Origin of the sequence: Paraburkholderia sp. MM5496-R1 (assembly GCF_050436205.1) — a bacterium.
Lineage (GTDB): Bacteria > Pseudomonadota > Gammaproteobacteria > Burkholderiales > Burkholderiaceae > Paraburkholderia > Paraburkholderia tuberum.
Map to the genome: position 1 here is coordinate 1,879,053 of NZ_JBNDLT010000003.1, position 18,144 is coordinate 1,897,196.

The window sequence follows — 18,144 nt, forward strand, 5'->3', positions numbered from 1 at the left end:
CGATGCGGGGGCCGACGCACTGCGTCTCATCATTCCGGAAGGGATAGTCAGACATACGTCGGTATGATGGACAAGTCGACGCTCCGGGGTCTAGATTGAATAAGCAATCATTGGCAAGCGACCTTATGTCCTCCCGAAGCCCCTCGCAACGACAGCCGCGGGCTTCCGTTTCCGGGATCGTCTGGATTGTCGACGACGACGAATCATCCCGCCTGGCGCTCGAAAGCCTGGTGCAATCGCTTGGCTATTCGACCGAAACTTACTCGCTGCCTGCGGACTATCTGGCGGCGCGGGCGTCGCACCGTCGCACCGAAAACGGAGTCCTGCTTTCCGACGTCCGCATGCCCGGCATGTCAGGACTGGAGTTGCTTGACCGTCTTGTCGCACTGGGCGCCGCGCCGCCGACGATCTTCGTGAGCGCGTTTCCCAGCGACGCGCTGCGAGCGCAGGTGCAGTCCAGCACAGCCATCACGCTGCTCGACAAGCCCGTGGACGCGGCGCTCCTGAAACGAGCACTCGGCAACGTCGGGATTTAGGCAGGGGCGCTCAAAACAGCGTTTTCGGACCTCTTTCCGTCAATGGCGGCTGGCGCGAGCCTAAGGGCGCGGCTTTGTTTGTTGCCGCCCAATTTCGAGTGCGGCGGCCTTGAAGACGAGATCCGGGAGTGAGCGCGCGTCCATTTTTTTCATCAACTGGCCGCGATGGATTTTCACCGTGATTTCGCTCAGGTTGAGTTGGGCGGCGATCTGCTTGTTGAGCATTCCGCTGACCACCAGCGCCAGGATCTCGCGTTCGCGCGGCGTCAGCGAGGCATACGCGGCGCGTACAGCCGCGAGGCTGTGTTCCTTTTCGAGGCGTTGCGAGTCTTTCGAAATTGCCTCGGAAACCGCGTCGAGCATATCCTGGTCACGAAACGGCTTCGGGAAAAAATGGAATGCACCAGCTCTCATTGCTCGCACCGACATTTCCATGTCGCCGTGTCCCGTCATGAAGAGAACCGGCATTTGCAGTCCCTCGCGTTCCATCGCCTGCTGGAACGCCAGACCGCTTTCGCCTTTGAGCCTGACATCGAGGATGAGACAGCTCGGGCCGGCGGGTTTGCGAAACGTCACGAATTCCTGCACGGAACAGAACGTCTCGACGGAATACCCGACGGACTCCAGTAGATCGCACAGCGCGAGGCGGATGGACTCTTCGTCGTCGACGACGAAGACTGTCGAGCCGCGGATTCCACCCGTGGACGACGGTACATGCCGATCGGTAGCCATAAACGAGTCCTCAACACGCCACAATGCGGCGGACAGATGAAACATTTCGCCCGCTTGACAGAGACGCATCCGCGCCTTTTTGCGCCCGTAAGACGCGTTTCAAGTATGACACGGTAAAACGGGAGTAGGTAAATGTCCGAATGGAGGTTTGCCGCCGCCCAAGCGGCCCGCTACCCTTGCATCTACGTCTGCAATGCGTCGCACGAAGCGGCTAGAACATGAACCGCGGCATGGGGCGAGGGATACACCCTCTGTTCGGAGCTTACTATGTCGTCGATGCCAGAGGCGTGCTGCAGATTTACCTCTGCGCGCCTTGGCAAGCGCAGCCACCCGGCCCCGCTTGACGCGGGGGCAGCACAAGAGCAGGAGATACCGGAAAACAGCTGCTGTTGGCCGCTGCATGCCCCGGCAGCACAAACGCAGCCGCAAACCGCCCCTGCCGCCGCGGGCTTTAAACCTGCGGTCTTAGGCGCGCTGAGTTGCTGCACGCGGACAATCGTGCCGTTCGACAGCGATGGCGAAGCGAAACACCGCACTGCCAGGCTTGTTCGGCGCCTGCGTCGATGCGCTCGCCATGAGTCTCGGCAATGGACCTGCAAATGGCAAGGCCCATGCCCTTGCCTCCCGCTTTCGTCGTATAAAACGATTCAAAAAAGGTGTTCCAGCTCTCGGTCGCGCAGCCCCACGCCGGTGTCTCATGCTTCGAGCGATGGTATCCGGCGCTCGCGGGCAACGATCACGCTCACCATATCGCGGCGTAGAGCCCCCGCTTTGGCGCGGTGACCCGGAAGAGCTGCTCGAGCAGCATGCGGCTACGGCCCCACAGTCGCCCACTCGCGTCGCGTACGCAATCGTTATCGAAAGCTCGGAGGCAGAGCCTATACGCCCGTATGTTCACGCAACACTGAGCATTGTGCCGGTGCATCCCAACGTAGAGGCGTTCCTTCCTTCCGTGTGATAGCCCAATTTCGGTCGCGGCTGTACCGTAAACCCATGCCCGATGCAGCCGCGCTTTGCGCCTACAACGGCCTCCGGTCTGACTAGCGCAGGCGGCTTCGAGCCAAATCGAGGTTCCGTCAAAACTTCGCGTCGCTTGTATTCGCAGCAGCCCCTTTGCACCGGCGGCGACGTTTGATACCTGGAGCGCAGGCTGCCCGTTGTCAACGACTGACCGATGCGAAAGACGCAAAGAGGTGGACATGAAAAGCCGGAGCTTCCTGACACGTCAGGAGATTTTCGACCACGCTGTAGAGCATTTATTCGGCCAGGCGCGAGCCTCCCTCCTGCCTCGCGGCGGCGGCGCCTATCGAGGCTACTGCGGTAGCTGTCCGGTCGGCAGCTTCATTAAGCCGCGCGACTATATGACGGCAATGGAAGGCGTGCCCATCCGCTACGTCGCAAAACCGCCAAAGGACGTGCCGGCTTATATGGATATCGGTGTCGCGGCGCTCAAGCGCGCGCTGCTTCGCTCGCGCATCGATGTGTCCGATCCGGTGACTGTCGAATTGCTTAGTTGTCTGCAGAACGTCCACGATGTATTTGGCACATGGGAATGGAGTGAGCGGCTGGCATCAATTGCTCGACAATTTGCCCTGTCGGCCACGTTTCTGAAAGCCGCTGCTTGAGGGTCGCAGGTGTCGTGATGCAGTGCGCAAGAGAGATCTACGAGCGCGTCAGCGCTCATCTGCTTAACCAGGGGGCCGTCTCGGAGGACGAGAACGGCTCATGCCGGCTGCGCGGCGACAACGACCGCGAGTGCGCAGTCGGATCGCTCGTTAGCGACGAGTTCTATCACCCGGACATCGAAGGGATCGGCATTTCGTACTATCGACACGCCCGGGACGGCAAGCTGCTGCAGGCGCTGTATGCATCCAACGTCAATGCCTACGATCCGGGCATTGTCGATCTGCTGTGCGAACTTGAGGAGATTCACGACGGCGCCAGCGTCGATCAGTGGCCGGATCTTCTCGCCGCTCTCGGTAAGCGGTACGGGTTCGTCTGATGCGAGGGTTCGCGAGTCGTAGCGGCCGGTGGCATGCTGATTGATTAGCCACAGGATAGTGAAGCGTGCGTCGCGACCAGATTCCGTCGTTTGCGAGGAAAACCGACGTCCGTTTTCGCCACGACCGTCGTCGCGCACTTCCAGGAGGCAGTCGCGGCCGCTTCGCTCCAATGCATTGGTCACGGTATATGTTGATACCTCGACGGACGCGACAAACGTTTGGCTCGTCACCGATATCTCGGTAAAAGGATAGCTGCTGCGGTGCAGGCACGAGCGATGAGATGGCGAAAAAATCGAATCGCTTTATCGCGGCCACCGGAACAACACGCATGGGTACACGCCGGCTTTCCGCACGCTGCTGAACGACGGTATTGGACCCTACACCTGAGCGGATTGGTCTTATCCCTGTCGCCGCCTGCGCTATACCGCCGTATAGGCTTTAGACGGGCAGGTAGAAGCGCGATAACCGACGGTACGATATCTTCCTGGGTCGCTAGCGTCTATCGTGGGAAATGTGGACAGCGCCTTTGCACAGGGGCGATCGACGGAGTCTGATTCATCCGGCGGCGTCCGAAACGTGATGGTCCAGTGGCATTCGCGCGGCTCGGATGCACGGTAGCGTGCGAGCCAGACCTCGATACGCATACTGATAATGGAGATCCCGTCACACCCTCCTGGAGAAGTAATCCATGTTTGACGAACGAGCACGAGTGAAGGCATTACAGTTTGCGCAAGCACATCCTTGGCGTCGGGACGTCAAACGGCGAAATACCGGATTCGCTGTCACCGCTGCGACGCATGTCGTCTTCTGGCGAACGCTCATCCAGACAGTATCTGACTTCCTGTTGAACATCGGTGACGCTGCGTTCACCTCGGCGGTGTCGACAAGACCGGTGTTGTTGGCCCAGGCATTGCCGCGCTACTCGGCGCCCGCCGTGCCGCTAAAGTTTTCTCTTTCCTGTGCGCGGCGAGCCTTTTTTGCGGTTGCCCCATCGACCCCAATGGCGTTTTAGCGTCCGCGCGCCTTGGCTTCGCGATAGTCATCGACAGCGAAACCGGGGTATTTCCTCGGCCCGTTTCTGCGCCGAGTCGGTGCACTCCGATTAGCCGTCAGAAATTACCCGCATTGGTCGCCGGAAATCAACATGCGGCTATACACCGGCTTCACGAGATCGTGGTCTCACCAACGGCTGCTAAGGAAGTGACATGTCAAACATTTTGCGTAACTGGCTCTATCCAGGCACCAATGCCTGCCGCGAATATAGCTTCTCGCCTCGTTGGACCGGAACGCATACCGACGAACCCCGTCCGAACCAGCTCTGCCTTTGATAAGCAGAGCGGCCGCTATTGGCTATTGCGTGTCTCATGCAAGCACTCGTCCTTGGAAGGAGTGAATATGGAGATCGGCAGACCAGGTTTCCGGGTCGAATACGATTCGCTGGGCAAGCGGGAAATACCCGAGGAAGCGCGATATGGCATTCACACGCCTGGCGCCGTCGAGAACTGTCCCATATCGGGGACGCCGGTAGGCGCATACCCAGACCTGCGGAATGCGCTGGCGGCAGTCAAGCAGGCTGTCGCAGAAGTGAATGCCGAGTTGCATCGACTCGAACCCCCACTTGGTGACGCAATCGTCGCCTCTTGCGTGGAGGCGCAGAAAGGACGCTTGTGTGACCAGTGCTTCGTCGATGTGACTCAGGGCCGCGCTGACACTGAGAACGACATGAACGCCAACGAGGTGATATGCAACCGCGCTCTTGAACTTCTGGGTCGTCCGCGCGGCGACTATGTTCATCTGGATCCAGGTGCGCGCATGTGTCCCGGAGGCGGCAATGTCTATTCGACCGCACTTAGGATCTCGATCTGCGTTGCGATTGAACACCTATGTGACGGGTGCGATGCGTTGCGGTCCGCCTTCGTCAGAAAGGCGGAGGAATTCCGCGATTTGCTGCAACTCGACCGAACCACGCAGTTATACGATGCAGTTCACACCACGCTGGGTTTCAAGTTTTTGACGCATGCGCTTATGCTGGACGAACAGATGGTCAGGTTGCGAGCGTCATCCGCGCAGCTTCGTGAAATCTATCTTCGCGCGACGATTGACGCGGGCGCTACGGCCCATTCCGGATATGAAGTTGAAGCGGTTGAAGTCGAAGCGGTTGATGCGGTAAACGCAATGACCGCGCTCGGTTTGCCTATGGCGTCAACTCCGATTGAAAGAACCCAAGAGTGTGCCGCGTATTTGCGGATTTCCGGCATTTTGACCGACATCGCCGTCGAGCTTTCGAACGCGTGCAGTGACCTCCATCTGATATCCATCCGGGCACTATTCGACGTGCCCGAAATCGATCTCGCGTGGATGCGGACCGACTCCTTTGTCACGCCTGGCAGACCGAACGCGGTGATTTCCGATGTCGTCCGTCAGATGGCACTCCGGATTTTGGCGAGCGACGTCGCGGTCACGTTCGCGGCTGAATCGGTTCAGGTGCATCCATGCAAGACGCTGGCCGAGCATTGCATCAGGGAGATCGCGGCCAATTCCGAACAGATCCGGGAGATGCCCGAGTGTCGTCGCGCGATGGCGACTGCGGCAAATCCCTATATTGGCGGCAAGAGTGCTCGCATACCCGGTGCGCATTCCAGATGCGGCATGCTAAGAGAGGCGGTGCTGCACCGGCAGCTGATAGCCGAGGAGGAACTCGACCGGGCCCTGCGCGCTGGCGCAGGCGATTTATCGGTAGTTTTGTCGATGCCGGCGTAGAGAGCAAAAGACCCGTGAGGCAAGTATGCATGTAACCGCGCGAATCAGACACTGAGTGCGCGCGTCCCATCGGCAGGGCGCATGTCGCCGGCATGCCATGGCGATATGTAGGAATCCAACGTACTGATAGAGATTGTTTGCGCGCCCATGCTGACGGCGAACCGTGCTTCATTGCATGGCGGGTCTACAGCATCGGGAAATTTTTTACCTGGATCAATCCTCTGCCTTGTGAACATCGTGAAACATTCCGTTCCTGTCGCGCCTGAAATTGCACGTATCTTCTTATCTTCGTTCATACGATCGCCCAAGCGGACGCACGTGATGGTCGCGGCTTGCAGCGCAATCCTGCTGTCGGCATGCCAGTCGCGCGAAGCCGCCGCTCCTGAGCCGAAGCCCGTGGTCGCTCTGGCCGTTCACGCCGACGGGCGCGCGGTAGGTGCGTCGCTGCCGGCTCAGGTGCAGGCGCGCTACTCGACGGTGCTTTCGTTCCGGGTGGGCGGCAAAATCATCGAACGGCGGGTTCATCTCGGCGATGCCGTCAAGGCGGGACAGGTTGTTGCACTGCTCGACCCGACCGACCTGCGCAATAACCTGGCCAACGCACGAGCCCAGCTCGATGCCGCCGAACATCGACTTGTCTACGCGAAGCAGCAGCTCGACCGCGATCAGGCGCAGGCGCAGGCGAACCTGATCGCGCCGGCGCAACTTGAACAGACGCAGGACGCCTACGCCTCCGCGCTCGCCCAGCGCGACTCGGCGCTCGCCCAGATGGCGCTCGCCTCGGACAATCTGCGCTATGCGACGCTGACAGCGGACCACGACGGCGTGATTGCCTCGGAGGACGCCGACACGGGCCAGAACGTTCAGGGAACCCAATCGATCTATCACCTCGACTGGACGGGCGACGTAGACATCGTCTGCGACGCGCCCGAGCGCACGCTGAGCTCGCTGACAGTCGGCAGCATGGCGCGCGTAACGCTGCCGGCGCTACCCGGCAAGACCTTCGAGGCGCGCGTGCGCGAGGTATCGGCTGCTGCCGATCGAGAAAGCCGCACCTGGCGCGTCAAGCTGACGCTGGCCGCCCCGAGCCGCGACGTGCGCCTCGGCATGACGGCGATTGTGGGGTTCGATGTCGTCGGCGACGCGCCCGTGGGGCAGATTTTTACGCTGCCTGTGACGGCGCTCTTTCACGAGGGTGAGCACCCCGCTGTCTGGGTGGTGCGCGCCGGCAGCGACACACTCGAACTGCGCCCGGTCACTATCCAGCGATATGACGAGCGCACCGTCTCGATCAGATCGGGCCTACGCGACGGCGACCGCGTCATGCTCCAGGGCGCACACGCCGTGAGCGCGGGCCAGCATGTGCAGGTGGTGCCCCCGCTTCATCCCGAGGACTTCCCGTCATGAGGGCGCGCGACAGTGAATCCGCAGGCAACAGCGCGCCCGTCCCGTCTTCCGGGGCAGACAAATCTGGCGAAGGCGGCTTCAATCTTTCCGCCTGGGCGCTACGTCATCAGCAGCTCGTGATCTTTCTGATCGGGCTCGCCACGCTTTTCGGCGTGATCGGTTATACGCAACTCGCGCAGTCGGAAGATCCGCCGTTCACCTTCCGGACGATGGTGATCAAGACCTACTGGCCTGGTGCGACTGCGCGCGAGGTGCAGGAACAGATCACGGACCGGATCGGCCGCCAGCTGCAAGCGGCGCCGTATATCGACTACATCAAGAGCTACTCGCGCCCCGGCGAGTCGATGATCTTCTTCGCCATGAAGGACTCCGCGCCCGTCAAGGAAGTGCCGGAAACCTGGTATCAGGTGCGCAAGAAGGTCGGCGACATTGCCGCGACGCTGCCGAAGGGCACCGTCGGCCCGTTTTTCAACGATGAATTCGGCGACGTCTACACCAACATCTATGCGCTTGAAGGCGACGGCTTTTCGCCGGCGCAACTGCACGACTACGCTGACAAGCTGCGCACAGTCCTGCTGCGCATACCCGGTGTGGCGAAGGTCGACTATTTTGGCGACCCCGATCAGCACATCTTCGTCGAGATATCGAATGCGCAGCTCACGCGGCTTTCGATCACGCCGCAACAGCTCGCTCAGGCGATCGACGCACAGAATGCCGTGGCGCCCGTCGGCACCATCACGACCGCGGACGACCGCGTGTTCGTGCGTCCGAGCGGCGCGTTCAAGGACGTGCAGGCACTCGCGGACATGATGATCACCATCAACAAGCGCACGTTCCGGCTGGGCGACATCGCGAAGATCACACGCGGTTATGACGATCCACCGGTGACCCAGATGCGCGTCGGCGGCCAGGCGGTGCTCGGCATCGGCGTGACGATGCAAAAGGGCGGCGACGTGATCGACCTCGGCAAGGCGCTCGATGCAAAAGCCGCCGAACTGCAGGCCACGCTGCCGGCGGGTCTGAAACTCGCTCCGGTTTTGAGCATGCCGCACGCGGTCAAGCAATCGGTGGATGAGTTCGTGAAATCGGTTGGCGAAGCGGTGGCGATCGTGCTGGTCGTGAGCCTCGTCTCGCTCGGTCTGCGCACCGGCATGGTCGTCGTGATCACGATTCCGATCGTGCTGGCGGCAACCGCGCTGTGCATGCACATCTTCAATATCGGCCTGGACAAGGTCTCGCTCGGCACACTCGTGCTCGCGCTGGGTCTGCTCGTCGACGACGCGATCATCGCCGTCGAAATGATGGCGGTGAAGCTGGAGCAAGGCTGGAGCCGGGCGCGCTCGGCAGCGTTCGCGTATACCAGCACGGCATTCCCGATGCTGACGGGCACGCTCGTCACCGTATGCGGCTTTCTGCCGATTGCGCTCGCCAAATCGAGCACGGGCGAATACACGCGTTCGATCTTCGAAGTGTCGGCCATCGCGCTGATCGTTTCGTGGTTCGCGGCCGTCGTGCTGGTGCCGTTGCTGGGTTATCACCTGCTGCCGGAACGCAAGCCTCAACCCGGCGGTGCACACCATGATCCGCATGAAATCGGCAACACCGGCTTCTACCGGCACCTGTCGGGATGGGTTGCGTGGTGCGTCGAGCGTCGATGGGTCGTGCTCGGCGTCACCGTCGTGCTTTTCGCGATTTCCATGCTGGCCTTCACGCGCGTGCCGCAGCAGTTCTTCCCGAACTCGGAACGGCCGGAACTGCTGGTCGATCTGCGGTTGCCGGAAGGCGCCTCGTTCGAAGCGACGCTGCGTGAAGCGAAGCGCCTTGAAAAGGTGCTCGACGGCAAAGCCGGGATCGACCACTTCGTCGACTTCGTCGGCACCGGCGCGCCGCGTTTTTACCTGACGCTCGACCAGCAGCTTCAACAGCCGAATTTCGCGCAGTTCGTGATTGCGGCTAAAAGCGTTGAGAAGCGCGAGGAACTGATGCGTTGGCTCGACGGCATGCTCGAGAAGGACTTCTCCGGCATGCGCACGCGTGTCTCCCGGCTCGAGAATGGTCCGCCTGTCGGGTTCCCGATCCAGTTCCGCGTGAGCGGCGACGATATCGCGACCGTGCGATCGCTTGCTCAAGAAGTGTCGGACAAGGTCCGCGCCGATCCCCGCACGCGCAACGTCCAGTTCAACTGGGACGAGCCGGCGGAGCGCTCGATCTCGTTCGAGATCGATCAGAACCGCGCGCGCCAGCTTGGTGTCACCTCGGAGGACGTGTCGAACTTCCTCGCGATGACGCTATCGGGCTACACGGTGACGCAGTACCGCGAGCGCGACAAGCTGATCAACGTCGATCTGCGTGCGCCAAAGAGCGAACGTGTCAATCCGGCGCAGCTTATGAGCCTCGCGATTCCGACGCCCCACGGCCCGGTGCCGCTCGGTTCGCTCGGACACGTGCGCGATACGCAAGAGTACGGCGTCATCTGGCAACGCGACCGTCAGCCGACCATCACGGTGCAGGCGGACGTGCGCGGCGACGCGCAGGGGATGGACGTGACCCACGACATCGAACGTGCGCTCGCGGCGGAAACCGCCAGGCTGCCGGTCGGCTATCGCATTCAGGTGGGCGGCGCGGTCGAAGAAAGCGTGAAAGGCCAGACGTCGATCAATGCCGAAATGCCGTTGATGATCATCGCCGTGCTGCTGTTGCTGATGATCCAGCTCAAGAACTTCGCGCGGACCTTCATCGTCGTGCTGACCGCGCCGCTCGGCCTGATTGGCGTCGTGGCCGCGCTGCTGCTGTTCGGCAAGCCTTTCGGCTTCGTCGCGCTGCTGGGCGTGATTGCGATGTTCGGCATCATCATGCGCAACTCCGTGATTCTGGTCGACCAGATCGATCAGGATATCGCGGCAGGGCATGCGCGCTTCGACGCGATTATCGGCGCAACCATAAGGCGTTTCAGGCCGATCATGCTGACGGCGGCCGCCGCCGTCCTCGCGCTGATTCCGCTGCTGCGCTCGGGCTTCTTCGGTCCGATGGCGACCGCACTGATGGGCGGTATCACGATCGCCACAGTACTGACCGTGTTCTTCCTGCCCGCGCTGTACGCGGCGTGCTTCAGGGTCCGGCACGACGAGCGCGGAATGCAACCGGTCGTGGACGAGCATACGGAGATTTGAGCATGAGCCTCGTGTATAGAACATCCGTTCTTGCCGTGACAGCGGCACTCGCATTGACGGCCTGCTCGTTCGGTCCCAGCGGCGCGCCCCCGGCGATGCCTTCGCCTGCGCACTACGGTGCCGAGGCACAGCCGGCGAAGACCGTCGCAGCGGGCGGCGTGGCGCAGCAGTTCGATATCGGCGCAGTGGGCGTTCCGCAATGGTGGCAGCTTTACCGGTCGGACGCGCTGAGTGCACTGGTCGAGGAAGGCTTGCGCAACAGCCCCACGCTCGGGGCTGCGCAGCGGACGCTCGCAGCCGCGCAGCAGGAACTGCGCGCCCAGGTCGGCGCATCGACGCTGCCTTCAATCGATGCTGCCGCACAAGTCGATCGCGGGCGTACACCGCTTGTGCCCGGCATTGGCCCCAGCGAGGTTCGCTATAACTTTTTTGCCGGACAGGTTCTCGCGTCCTACACCTTTGACCTGTTCGGTGCGACGCGTTCGGCGAACGCGGCCAGCGCCGCTCGCGTCGACGTGCAGGCGTATCAACTGGAGGCGGCGCGGCGCGCGCTCGCGGCAAACATCGTCGGTACGACGATCAGCGTGGCGGCACTCGATCGCCAGATCGCGCTCACCGAACGGCTCGTCGCCGTGGCCAGGACGGTCGCGAACGAGGACCAGCAGCGGTACGCACTCGGGTCAGTTTCCCGTGCGCAGGCGCTCGCATCGACGCAGGATGCGGCTACGGCTGCGGCGAGTCTTCCTGCATTACGCCAGCAGCGCGCCACAGCCCTCCATGCGCTCGCGGTGCTGATGGGCCGCACGCCGGACAACGCCCCGGCCGTTCCCGATCTCGACAGCCTGGTGTTGCCCGAACACGTGCCTGTCGAGGTGCCGTCGGTCCTGCTGCGTTCGCGCCCCGACGTACAGGCAGCCGACGCCGCCCTGAAGGCCGCAGCCGCCGATGTCGGCGCTGCGACCGCGCAGCTCTTTCCGAGCCTGTCACTGACGGGCTCGATGGGCCGCGGCGGCTTTAGCTGGCCGGCGGTGCTCTCAGGCGCGGGCGGACTCTGGGCCATTGGTGCGAGCCTGACGCAACCGATTTTCCATGGCGGCGCGCTGCTCGCGCACCGCAAGGCGTCGATCGACGCTTACGATGCGGCCGTGCTGAACTACAAGTCCACCGTTCTGTCGGCGTTCCAGAATGTCGCGGATTCGCTTGCCGCACTGGAAAACGACGCACAGACACTCGCGTCGACGGAAGCGGCGGCGGAGGCCGCGAGGGCGGCATTCGATGATACGGCGTCGCGCCATCGCATGGGCTCCCTGCCTTCTACGGCACAGTATGCCAGTGAGCAGCGGTTTCTAAGTGCACAGCTCAGCTCGATTCGCGCAGCAAGCCAGCGTATGAGCGATACTGCGGCGCTGTTCCAGTCGATGGGCGAACTGCCGGCCGGGCAGCCGGTAGCCGCGTCAAGAGAATGATCGTCCCTCGATGAGTTCGGGATGAGCGGCCCTTGACCGGGTCGCCATCCATCGAGAGTAGCTGTGGTGCCAGGCGCTAGTTAGGCACCCACAACATAAATGAGCCGGCATTTCAGCCGCGTCGAATGACACCAGAAAATTCATCCTGGTCGGTCCGTATGGAGCGTCAGAAACTGATTGCCTGCCAGGAATGCGATCTGCTATTTCGCAAACCTTCGCGTCTGAAAGGGCAGGTTGCCAGTTGTTCGCGCTGCGGTGCGAGCCTGAAAGGGATGCATGGCACCGGGCTGCCGCTTGACTGGATCTGCGCTGTGACCCTTGCGCGGTTGATCGGCTTCACCCGGGTCGCGGCCAATCCGGATAGCTGGGAAGGCTGGTACTGGGGCGCCATGCAGCATTTCGTTAACTCGATGCGCGTCGGCGTGCCATCCGGCAATGGTGGCGTCGAGGATTGCCTGAAGGAAGCCGACATGATCGTGTTCTGGTCCTGCGATCCCGAAAGTACCAACGGGGCCTACGCGGGATTCGAGGGCACGCCGCGGCGCCTGTGGGCCAAGGACCTCGGCATAGAGTTCGTTCATATCGACCCACACTGCAACCCTACCGCGCAGTTGCTGGGCGGGCGCTGGATTCCGGTCCGACCGCAAACCGATGCTGCTCTCGCCACCGCCATCATGTACGTATGGGTCATGGAGGGCTTGTACGACGAGGATTACATCGCCACCCGCACGACCGGGTTCGACGAGTGGAGGGCCTATCTTCTGGGCGAAACCGACGGCGTTCCCAAGACGCCCGAGTGGCAGGAGGGCGAAACCGGCGTGCCCGCCAAGGACGTCCGTGCGCTTGCGCGCCGATGGGGAAAAAAGAAGGTCCATCTCGCGGTCGGAATGACCGGCGCGGGATTCGGCGGCGCGGGCCGCGGCGCCACCGGAGCGCAATCGGCGCGCTGCATGTCAGGGATGGCACATAACCTCAGACGCTCGTGCGAGGCCAATCACGGCGGCGTACGCATGCGAACAACGGCCATTCGCCAGGCATGGTCGGAGCCGAGCCGCTGCAGCCGACTCCTATCCCAACTGCATCGTTCGCTCATAACACGCACACGCGGACGGCGAAAATCTACGAGACTACAGGCTGGCTCGTGTTTTGCCGGTCGACCCCGCGGTTCTGGCAAGTTCACCATGGCAATCCGTCTTCTAAAAGTACTCGTCATACTGCTGGTGTCAGGCGCAGGCTTCCGCCCAGTCGCGGCGCACGCGTACGCGCTTGATGGGCAATTCGACTGCAGGGCGAGTCCACACGCGTTTATCGGGCAGCTCATCAACAACCAGTACATCGACCCGAATCCGATGCACGTTGAGGCGAATTCGGTCAACGCGTTTCGGCCAACGCAAGGCAGCGACATAACGGCCTTCGGCTTTCGTGTCTACGCCGTGCTTGGGTACGAGCAGGACGACGGGACGTTCAAGAAGGGCCGCGGCAATGCGTTCGCGGGCCCGCTGTACGGCGCTGTGCTGTCCGCTCCCAGCGACGCGGTCGAATCGCGCGTGCGCGATGCTGGCAGCAACGCTACCGTTCGCACGGTGATTCCGTTGTTGCTGACCGCGGTGGTCTGCAGCCCGTCTTGACGCGCGGCGTCCGTACCCTCACGGTGCAAGGCTTCCTGCCGGCCACGCCTCTTCGGCGCCGAAGTCAGGCTGGAGCCTGCCAATGACCGCTTCTCCAGAGAGCCGAATGGGTACTTCCGACCCATTGAACCCGGCACCCCATCTGCGGCAGCTACTGAACCCCTGAGTTGCCATTCGCCGATTTGCTTATCCATGTTTGTCAAGCGGTGTTGATCGGTTCAACGGAAGACTTCGGGCGGTCTATTTGGCAGACGAATCGTTGGTGGACCACGCCCGCACCATCGCGATGATCGAGGCGGACAACGGGCACAAGCATGAGCCGGCTCGCCAACGCATCCGCGTTGGGGCGTCCCCACCTGCTCAACGATCGGAACTGGGACGACTATAATTTTTAGTTCAGGGGATCCGCACCTTTGGCAATGAGGCGAAGCTTGGCGCACTTGCACCTGGACTTGCAAAGTCGCTCACCGATTCTGCGCTACGGCTTATCCGTCGTCTGCGTTGGGGCTGCACTTGGGCTGGCGCTCGTGTTCCGGTTTTTCGGGATCCACGACATCTACGGGTCCCCTTTTAACTTCGCCATCGGGGTTGCTTGCTGGTACGGAGGGGTAGGACCTTCCGTGCTGGCAGTCGTGCTATCGGTGGCATCCTACGATTATTTTCTTTCTGCGCCGCTGTACACCATCGGTCTTCAAACCAAAGATTTTCCGCGGTTTTTAGTTTTCACGGCATGGGGCTTGATCTTTGCCGGTTTCGTCGCTGCGCGACGGCGAATCGAAACTGAGCTTCGTCACACCAGCGATCGCCTTCAGGCCGAATTGCAACAGAGTCAGCATAAAGAAAGCGAGATTCACAGGCTCAATCAGGAAGTGACCGCGCGGGCTGAGCAGCTTGAAACGAGTAACAAGGAACTGCAATCCTTCGCCTATTCCGTCTCGCACGATCTACGCGCGCCACTTCGCCATGTGATCGGATACTCCGAGCTACTACAAAAACAGGCGGCCTCTTCGCTCGATGATAAAAGTCGTCGCTACATACAAACGATTGTCGACGCGGCAAAAAGAATGAGTAACCTGATCGACGATTTGCTGGCCTTTTCCAGGGTCGGACAGGTGGAGACCACAAAGACGGCGGTGAGCCTCGATCAGCTCGTCAAGGAGGTCGTTGCGGAGATCGGGCAAGAAACGAGCGGGCGAGACATTGTATGGACAATCAACCCTCTTCCGGTCTGCTACGGGGATCGTCCCATGCTCCGACTGGTTATCGCCAATCTCGTCGCCAATGCGGTCAAATTCACACGCATGCGAACGCGGGCCGAAATCGAGATTGGTTGCGTGGACCCGAATAAAGACGTGGTGGAGGTGTTTGTGAAAGATAATGGTGCAGGCTTTGACATGCGGTATGCGCATAAACTGTTCGGCGTTTTTCAACGTCTGCATCTCCCGGAGCAGTTTGAAGGTACTGGCATCGGACTAGCTATCGTTCAACGCATCATCGTCCGCCACGGAGGCAAGGTCCGTGCAGAGGGGAGGGTGGATCAGGGCGCTACGTTCTATTTCTCAGTGCCTAAGGCACGCGGTGCAACGGCAAAGACTGCGAGGACACCATGGACCAACTAGGACGCATTCTGCTCGTCGAGGATGACCCGAGAGACGTCGAACTCACTCTGGCCGCGCTGTCAGACTGTAACTTGGCAAACGAGGTAGTGGTTGCCAGAGACGGACAGCAAGCCTTGGATTACCTCTATTGCAGGGAGGAATTTGTCGATCGCTACGACGAGAACCCTTCAGTCATGTTACTGGATCTGAAACTCCCCAAGGTCGATGGCTTGGAAGTCCTGGACACAGTGAAGTCGGACGAACGTTTGAAGCTCATTCCCGTGGTGGTGCTCACGTCGTCGCACGAAGAGAAAGATATGATGCGAAGCTATAAACTCGGGGTAAACGCGTACGTAGTAAAGCCGGTCGACTTTCATGAATTTATAAATGCCATCAAGGAGCTAGGCGTATTCTGGGCAGTCATCAATGAGCCGCCGCCAGGCAGCATGAGGAAGGGGCAATAATGTCGGGGCTTCGCATTGTGTTGCTGGAAGATAACGCGAATGACGCCGAACTCATTCAAGAGTTCCTTCAAGCCGATCATCTCTGCTGCGAAATCGTTCGCGTGCAATCGCGTGCGGACTTCGAGGCTGCGTTGAAAACCGTTGGAATCGACCTGATTCTCGCGGATTACAAACTTCCGGCGTTCGACGGCCTCTCGGCATTGGAGGTCACTCTGCGCGAACGTCCCGAGGTGCCCTTTATCCTGGTTTCCGGCACGCTTGGCGAAGAACTGGCGGTAGAGGCGCTAAAGAGTGGCGCTACCGATTTCGTTCTGAAGACGCGGCTGTCGAGGCTGGTGCCCGCAGTGCGGCGCGCGCTGCGCGAAGCAAGTGAGCGAGCCGAACGCAAGAACGTCGAGCAGGCGCTACACCGGAGCGAGATGTATCTGGCGGAAGCCCAACGACTGAGCCACACAGGGAGTTTTGGCTGGAACCCATCGAGCGGCGACATCTATTGGTCAGATGAGACTTATCGAATATTCGAGCTCGACGCTGCCATCAAGCCCACCGTGCAGGCCATCATCGAGCGGACGCATCCGGACGATCGTGTCCGTGTGCAGCAAATCATTGACCGCGCCGCAAGCGAAAGGAAGGCATTTACGGTCGAGCATCGTCTGCTGATGGCTGATGCTTCTATCAAGTATGTTCGAGCTGTGGCGCATGGCGTGAGCGGCTCTGATCCGGATCGCTACCGTTTCGTGGGCGCGGTAATGGATATCACCGAGCGCAAACGCACCGAACAAACACTGCTCGAACGCGAGTCGAAGATCCGGCGCCTCGTGGATGCCAACATCATCGGGATCATTGTCTGGAATTTCGATGGTGAGATTCTCGAGGCCAATGACGCATTTCTGCGCATCGTGGGATACGAGCGTGAAGATATAGGCTCAGGTCGCGTAGGCTGGAGGGATCTGACGCCGCAGGAATGGCTCCCGCGCAGCGAACGGGCCCTGGTGGAGGCCGGGCAGACGGGGCGCGCCCAGCCTTACGAGAAGGAGTACATCAGGAGAGACGGTAGCCGTGTGCCCGTTATGGTCGGTTTGGCCACGTTTGACGCAAGCGGGACGGAAGGTGTGGCATTCGTCGTGGATCTGACCGAGCGCAAGCGTGCCGAAACCGAAGCCCACGAGAGCGAGCTGCGTTACCGGGAGGTGCAAAGGGAGGCTGGCGCACGCGAACCGCGTCGCGACCATGGGCCAACTCACGGCCTCGATCGCTCATGAAGTCAACCAGCCGATCGCCGCGACGGTCACCAACGCCCAGGCGGCGCTGCGATGGCTCGCCGGCCAGCCTCCTGAAGTCGAGAAGGCCCGGCAGGCGCTCGGCCGGATCGTCAACGACGGTAACCGAGCGGGGGACGTAATCGGCCGCATCCATGAACTGATCAGGAAGACGCCGCCACGGAAGGAACCGGTGGACATCAACAAGGCAATCCGCGAGGTGATTGAGCTCACCCGTGGCGAAGCGTGGAAGCACGGCGCCTTGGTGCAGACGCATCTCGCGGACCGATTACCGCTAATTGAAGGAGATCGGGTCCAGTTGCAACAAGTCCTCCTTAATTTGCTCATCAACGCGATGGAGGTTATGAGCGGTGTCAGCGATCGCGTGCGGGAATTGCTCATCAGCACGGCAAGAGCCGACTCGGGCTGTGTACTCGTGACGGTGCTCGATTCGGGGCCTGGCTTTGCCGCGGACAGTGCCGAGCGCCTTTTCGCTCCTTTCTACACCACCAAGCCGACCGGTTTGGGGATGGGGCTGCCGATCTGCCGTTCGATCGTCGAGGCACACGGCGGCCGATTGTGGGCAAGCGCGAACGTGCCGCGCGGCGCGATCTTTCAATTCACGGTGCCCGCCCATCCAGACGCTTCATCGTAACTGCGAGCAGCACGAGCACTTCCTCGCGCTGCTGTCCGTCCGTTGGCCAAGGCAGAGATGCTATGTGGGACTACCCAAGCCAGACCCGTCCAGGGCAACGCTAATTAAGTCCACCGAACCGGTACGTCAGGCGTCAGAGATCGGATCGAACGAGGAAGGCGAAACAGGATGAAGCAGCAGACGCTGGCGATGGCAGCCGATCAGGGAACGGGTTTCGAGACGCACCGCAAACGCACGCGGCGCGACGAGTTTCTCGACACGATGAACGCGATCGTGCCATGGGCGCAACTGTGCGCCGTGATCGAGCCGCATTATCCGAAGCGCGGCAATGGCCGCCCGCCTATTGATCTTTAGCGCATGCTGCGGATCCACTTCGTGCAGCACTGATTCAATCTGGCCGACTTCGCCTGTGAGTGCCATAACCGCGCAAGTGCGGAACGATTACCCGATAGCCCGCCGATGCGAT

General features: G+C 61.1%; 15 protein-coding genes and 2 pseudogenes. 14 read left to right on the forward strand and 3 right to left on the reverse strand.

Annotation, left to right across the window (positions count from 1 at the left end; all coding sequences use genetic code 11):
- The first annotated feature begins 95 nt into the window (after window positions 1–95).
- Complete coding sequence (locus tag OKW38_RS34880) at window positions 96–536, forward strand: response regulator transcription factor (RefSeq protein WP_429334208.1); 441 nt, start codon at window positions 96–98, stop codon at window positions 534–536.
- A 60-nt stretch (window positions 537–596) separates the two neighbouring features.
- Here the strand turns inward: OKW38_RS34880 and OKW38_RS34885 are convergent, their stop codons facing one another.
- Entirely contained in the window at window positions 597–1,268 is a 672-nt protein-coding gene (locus tag OKW38_RS34885; protein WP_429334207.1) for a response regulator transcription factor, read from the reverse strand.
- 451 nt (window positions 1,269–1,719) lie between these two features.
- Window positions 1,720–2,001 (reverse strand): ATP-binding protein, encoded by a 282-nt coding sequence (locus OKW38_RS34890; protein ID WP_429365168.1) that lies wholly within the window; start codon window positions 1,999–2,001, stop codon window positions 1,720–1,722.
- Window positions 2,002–2,467: 466 nt separating this feature from the next.
- Here OKW38_RS34890 and OKW38_RS34895 point away from each other — a divergent pair, with 466 nt between their 5' ends.
- From OKW38_RS34895 to OKW38_RS34910, 4 genes are all read left to right on the forward strand, one after another.
- On the forward strand, window positions 2,468–2,893 hold the full coding sequence (locus tag OKW38_RS34895) for a hypothetical protein (RefSeq protein WP_090810464.1): 426 nt from the start codon (window positions 2,468–2,470) through the stop codon (window positions 2,891–2,893).
- A gap of 17 nt (window positions 2,894–2,910) precedes the next feature.
- The gene (locus tag OKW38_RS34900; protein ID WP_090809414.1) at window positions 2,911–3,270 is read left to right on the forward strand and encodes a hypothetical protein; all 360 of its coding nucleotides are present in this window, start codon (window positions 2,911–2,913) and stop codon (window positions 3,268–3,270) included.
- A 689-nt stretch (window positions 3,271–3,959) separates the two neighbouring features.
- Entirely contained in the window at window positions 3,960–4,283 is a 324-nt protein-coding gene (locus OKW38_RS34905; RefSeq protein WP_429365169.1) for a hypothetical protein, read from the forward strand.
- Between the two features lie 383 nt (window positions 4,284–4,666).
- Window positions 4,667–6,031 carry a lyase family protein gene (locus OKW38_RS34910; protein WP_429365170.1) on the forward strand — a complete coding sequence of 455 codons (1,365 nt, stop codon included), beginning with the start codon at window positions 4,667–4,669 and terminating at the stop codon, window positions 6,029–6,031.
- Between the two features lie 44 nt (window positions 6,032–6,075).
- Here OKW38_RS34910 and OKW38_RS34915 read toward each other — a convergent pair whose 3' ends face one another.
- Window positions 6,076–6,327 carry a hypothetical protein gene (locus tag OKW38_RS34915; protein ID WP_143037265.1) on the reverse strand — a complete coding sequence of 84 codons (252 nt, stop codon included), beginning with the start codon at window positions 6,325–6,327 and terminating at the stop codon, window positions 6,076–6,078.
- A gap of 25 nt (window positions 6,328–6,352) precedes the next feature.
- Between OKW38_RS34915 and OKW38_RS34920 the strand changes: the two genes are divergently transcribed.
- The 9 genes and pseudogenes from OKW38_RS34920 to OKW38_RS34960 all read left to right on the forward strand — a co-directional run.
- Window positions 6,353–7,438, forward strand: a complete 1,086-nt coding sequence (locus OKW38_RS34920; RefSeq protein WP_187620071.1) for an efflux RND transporter periplasmic adaptor subunit — start codon at window positions 6,353–6,355, stop codon at window positions 7,436–7,438.
- Window positions 7,435–10,608 (forward strand): efflux RND transporter permease subunit, encoded by a 3,174-nt coding sequence (locus tag OKW38_RS34925; protein WP_429365171.1) that lies wholly within the window; start codon window positions 7,435–7,437, stop codon window positions 10,606–10,608. The genes OKW38_RS34920 and OKW38_RS34925 overlap by 4 nt, the downstream gene beginning before the upstream one ends.
- A gap of 2 nt (window positions 10,609–10,610) precedes the next feature.
- Window positions 10,611–12,074, forward strand: a complete 1,464-nt coding sequence (locus OKW38_RS34930; protein ID WP_429365172.1) for an efflux transporter outer membrane subunit — start codon at window positions 10,611–10,613, stop codon at window positions 12,072–12,074.
- Window positions 12,075–12,388: 314 nt separating this feature from the next.
- A pseudogene (locus OKW38_RS34935) lies at window positions 12,389–13,027 on the forward strand (molybdopterin-dependent oxidoreductase); the annotation flags it as partial.
- Between the two features lie 1,106 nt (window positions 13,028–14,133).
- Window positions 14,134–15,321, forward strand: coding sequence for an ATP-binding protein (locus tag OKW38_RS34940; RefSeq protein WP_429365173.1), 1,188 nt, complete (start codon window positions 14,134–14,136; stop codon window positions 15,319–15,321).
- Window positions 15,309–15,764, forward strand: a complete 456-nt coding sequence (locus OKW38_RS34945) for a response regulator (protein ID WP_429334198.1) — start codon at window positions 15,309–15,311, stop codon at window positions 15,762–15,764. The genes OKW38_RS34940 and OKW38_RS34945 overlap by 13 nt, the downstream gene beginning before the upstream one ends.
- Window positions 15,764–17,026, forward strand: coding sequence for a PAS domain S-box protein (locus tag OKW38_RS34950; RefSeq protein WP_429365174.1), 1,263 nt, complete (start codon window positions 15,764–15,766; stop codon window positions 17,024–17,026). Before OKW38_RS34945 ends, OKW38_RS34950 begins: the two co-directional genes overlap by 1 nt.
- Complete coding sequence (locus OKW38_RS34955; RefSeq protein ID WP_429365175.1) at window positions 16,995–17,678, forward strand: sensor histidine kinase; 684 nt, start codon at window positions 16,995–16,997, stop codon at window positions 17,676–17,678. Before OKW38_RS34950 ends, OKW38_RS34955 begins: the two co-directional genes overlap by 32 nt.
- Window positions 17,679–17,846: 168 nt before the next feature.
- Window positions 17,847–18,143, forward strand: a pseudogene (locus tag OKW38_RS34960) (IS5/IS1182 family transposase); the annotation flags it as partial.
- Between the last annotated feature and the right edge of the window lies 1 nt (window position 18,144).

What these genes read in the sequence shown, in the direction of transcription:
- OKW38_RS34900 (WP_090809414.1), top strand. Translation starts at nt 2,911, where the DNA reads ATGCAGTGCGCAAGAGAGATCTACGAGCGCGTCAGCGCTCATCTGCTT.
- OKW38_RS34955 (WP_429365175.1), top strand. Translation starts at nt 16,995, where the DNA reads ATGGGCCAACTCACGGCCTCGATCGCTCATGAAGTCAACCAGCCGATC.
- OKW38_RS34930 (WP_429365172.1), top strand. Translation starts at nt 10,611, where the DNA reads ATGAGCCTCGTGTATAGAACATCCGTTCTTGCCGTGACAGCGGCACTC.
- OKW38_RS34910 (WP_429365170.1), top strand. Translation starts at nt 4,667, where the DNA reads ATGGAGATCGGCAGACCAGGTTTCCGGGTCGAATACGATTCGCTGGGC.
- OKW38_RS34905 (WP_429365169.1), top strand. Translation starts at nt 3,960, where the DNA reads ATGTTTGACGAACGAGCACGAGTGAAGGCATTACAGTTTGCGCAAGCA.
- OKW38_RS34915 (WP_143037265.1), bottom strand. Translation starts at nt 6,327, where the DNA reads ATGAACGAAGATAAGAAGATACGTGCAATTTCAGGCGCGACAGGAACG.
- OKW38_RS34885 (WP_429334207.1), bottom strand. Translation starts at nt 1,268, where the DNA reads ATGGCTACCGATCGGCATGTACCGTCGTCCACGGGTGGAATCCGCGGC.
- OKW38_RS34950 (WP_429365174.1), top strand. Translation starts at nt 15,764, where the DNA reads ATGTCGGGGCTTCGCATTGTGTTGCTGGAAGATAACGCGAATGACGCC.
- OKW38_RS34945 (WP_429334198.1), top strand. Translation starts at nt 15,309, where the DNA reads ATGGACCAACTAGGACGCATTCTGCTCGTCGAGGATGACCCGAGAGAC.
- OKW38_RS34920 (WP_187620071.1), top strand. Translation starts at nt 6,353, where the DNA reads ATGGTCGCGGCTTGCAGCGCAATCCTGCTGTCGGCATGCCAGTCGCGC.
- OKW38_RS34925 (WP_429365171.1), top strand. Translation starts at nt 7,435, where the DNA reads ATGAGGGCGCGCGACAGTGAATCCGCAGGCAACAGCGCGCCCGTCCCG.
- OKW38_RS34895 (WP_090810464.1), top strand. Translation starts at nt 2,468, where the DNA reads ATGAAAAGCCGGAGCTTCCTGACACGTCAGGAGATTTTCGACCACGCT.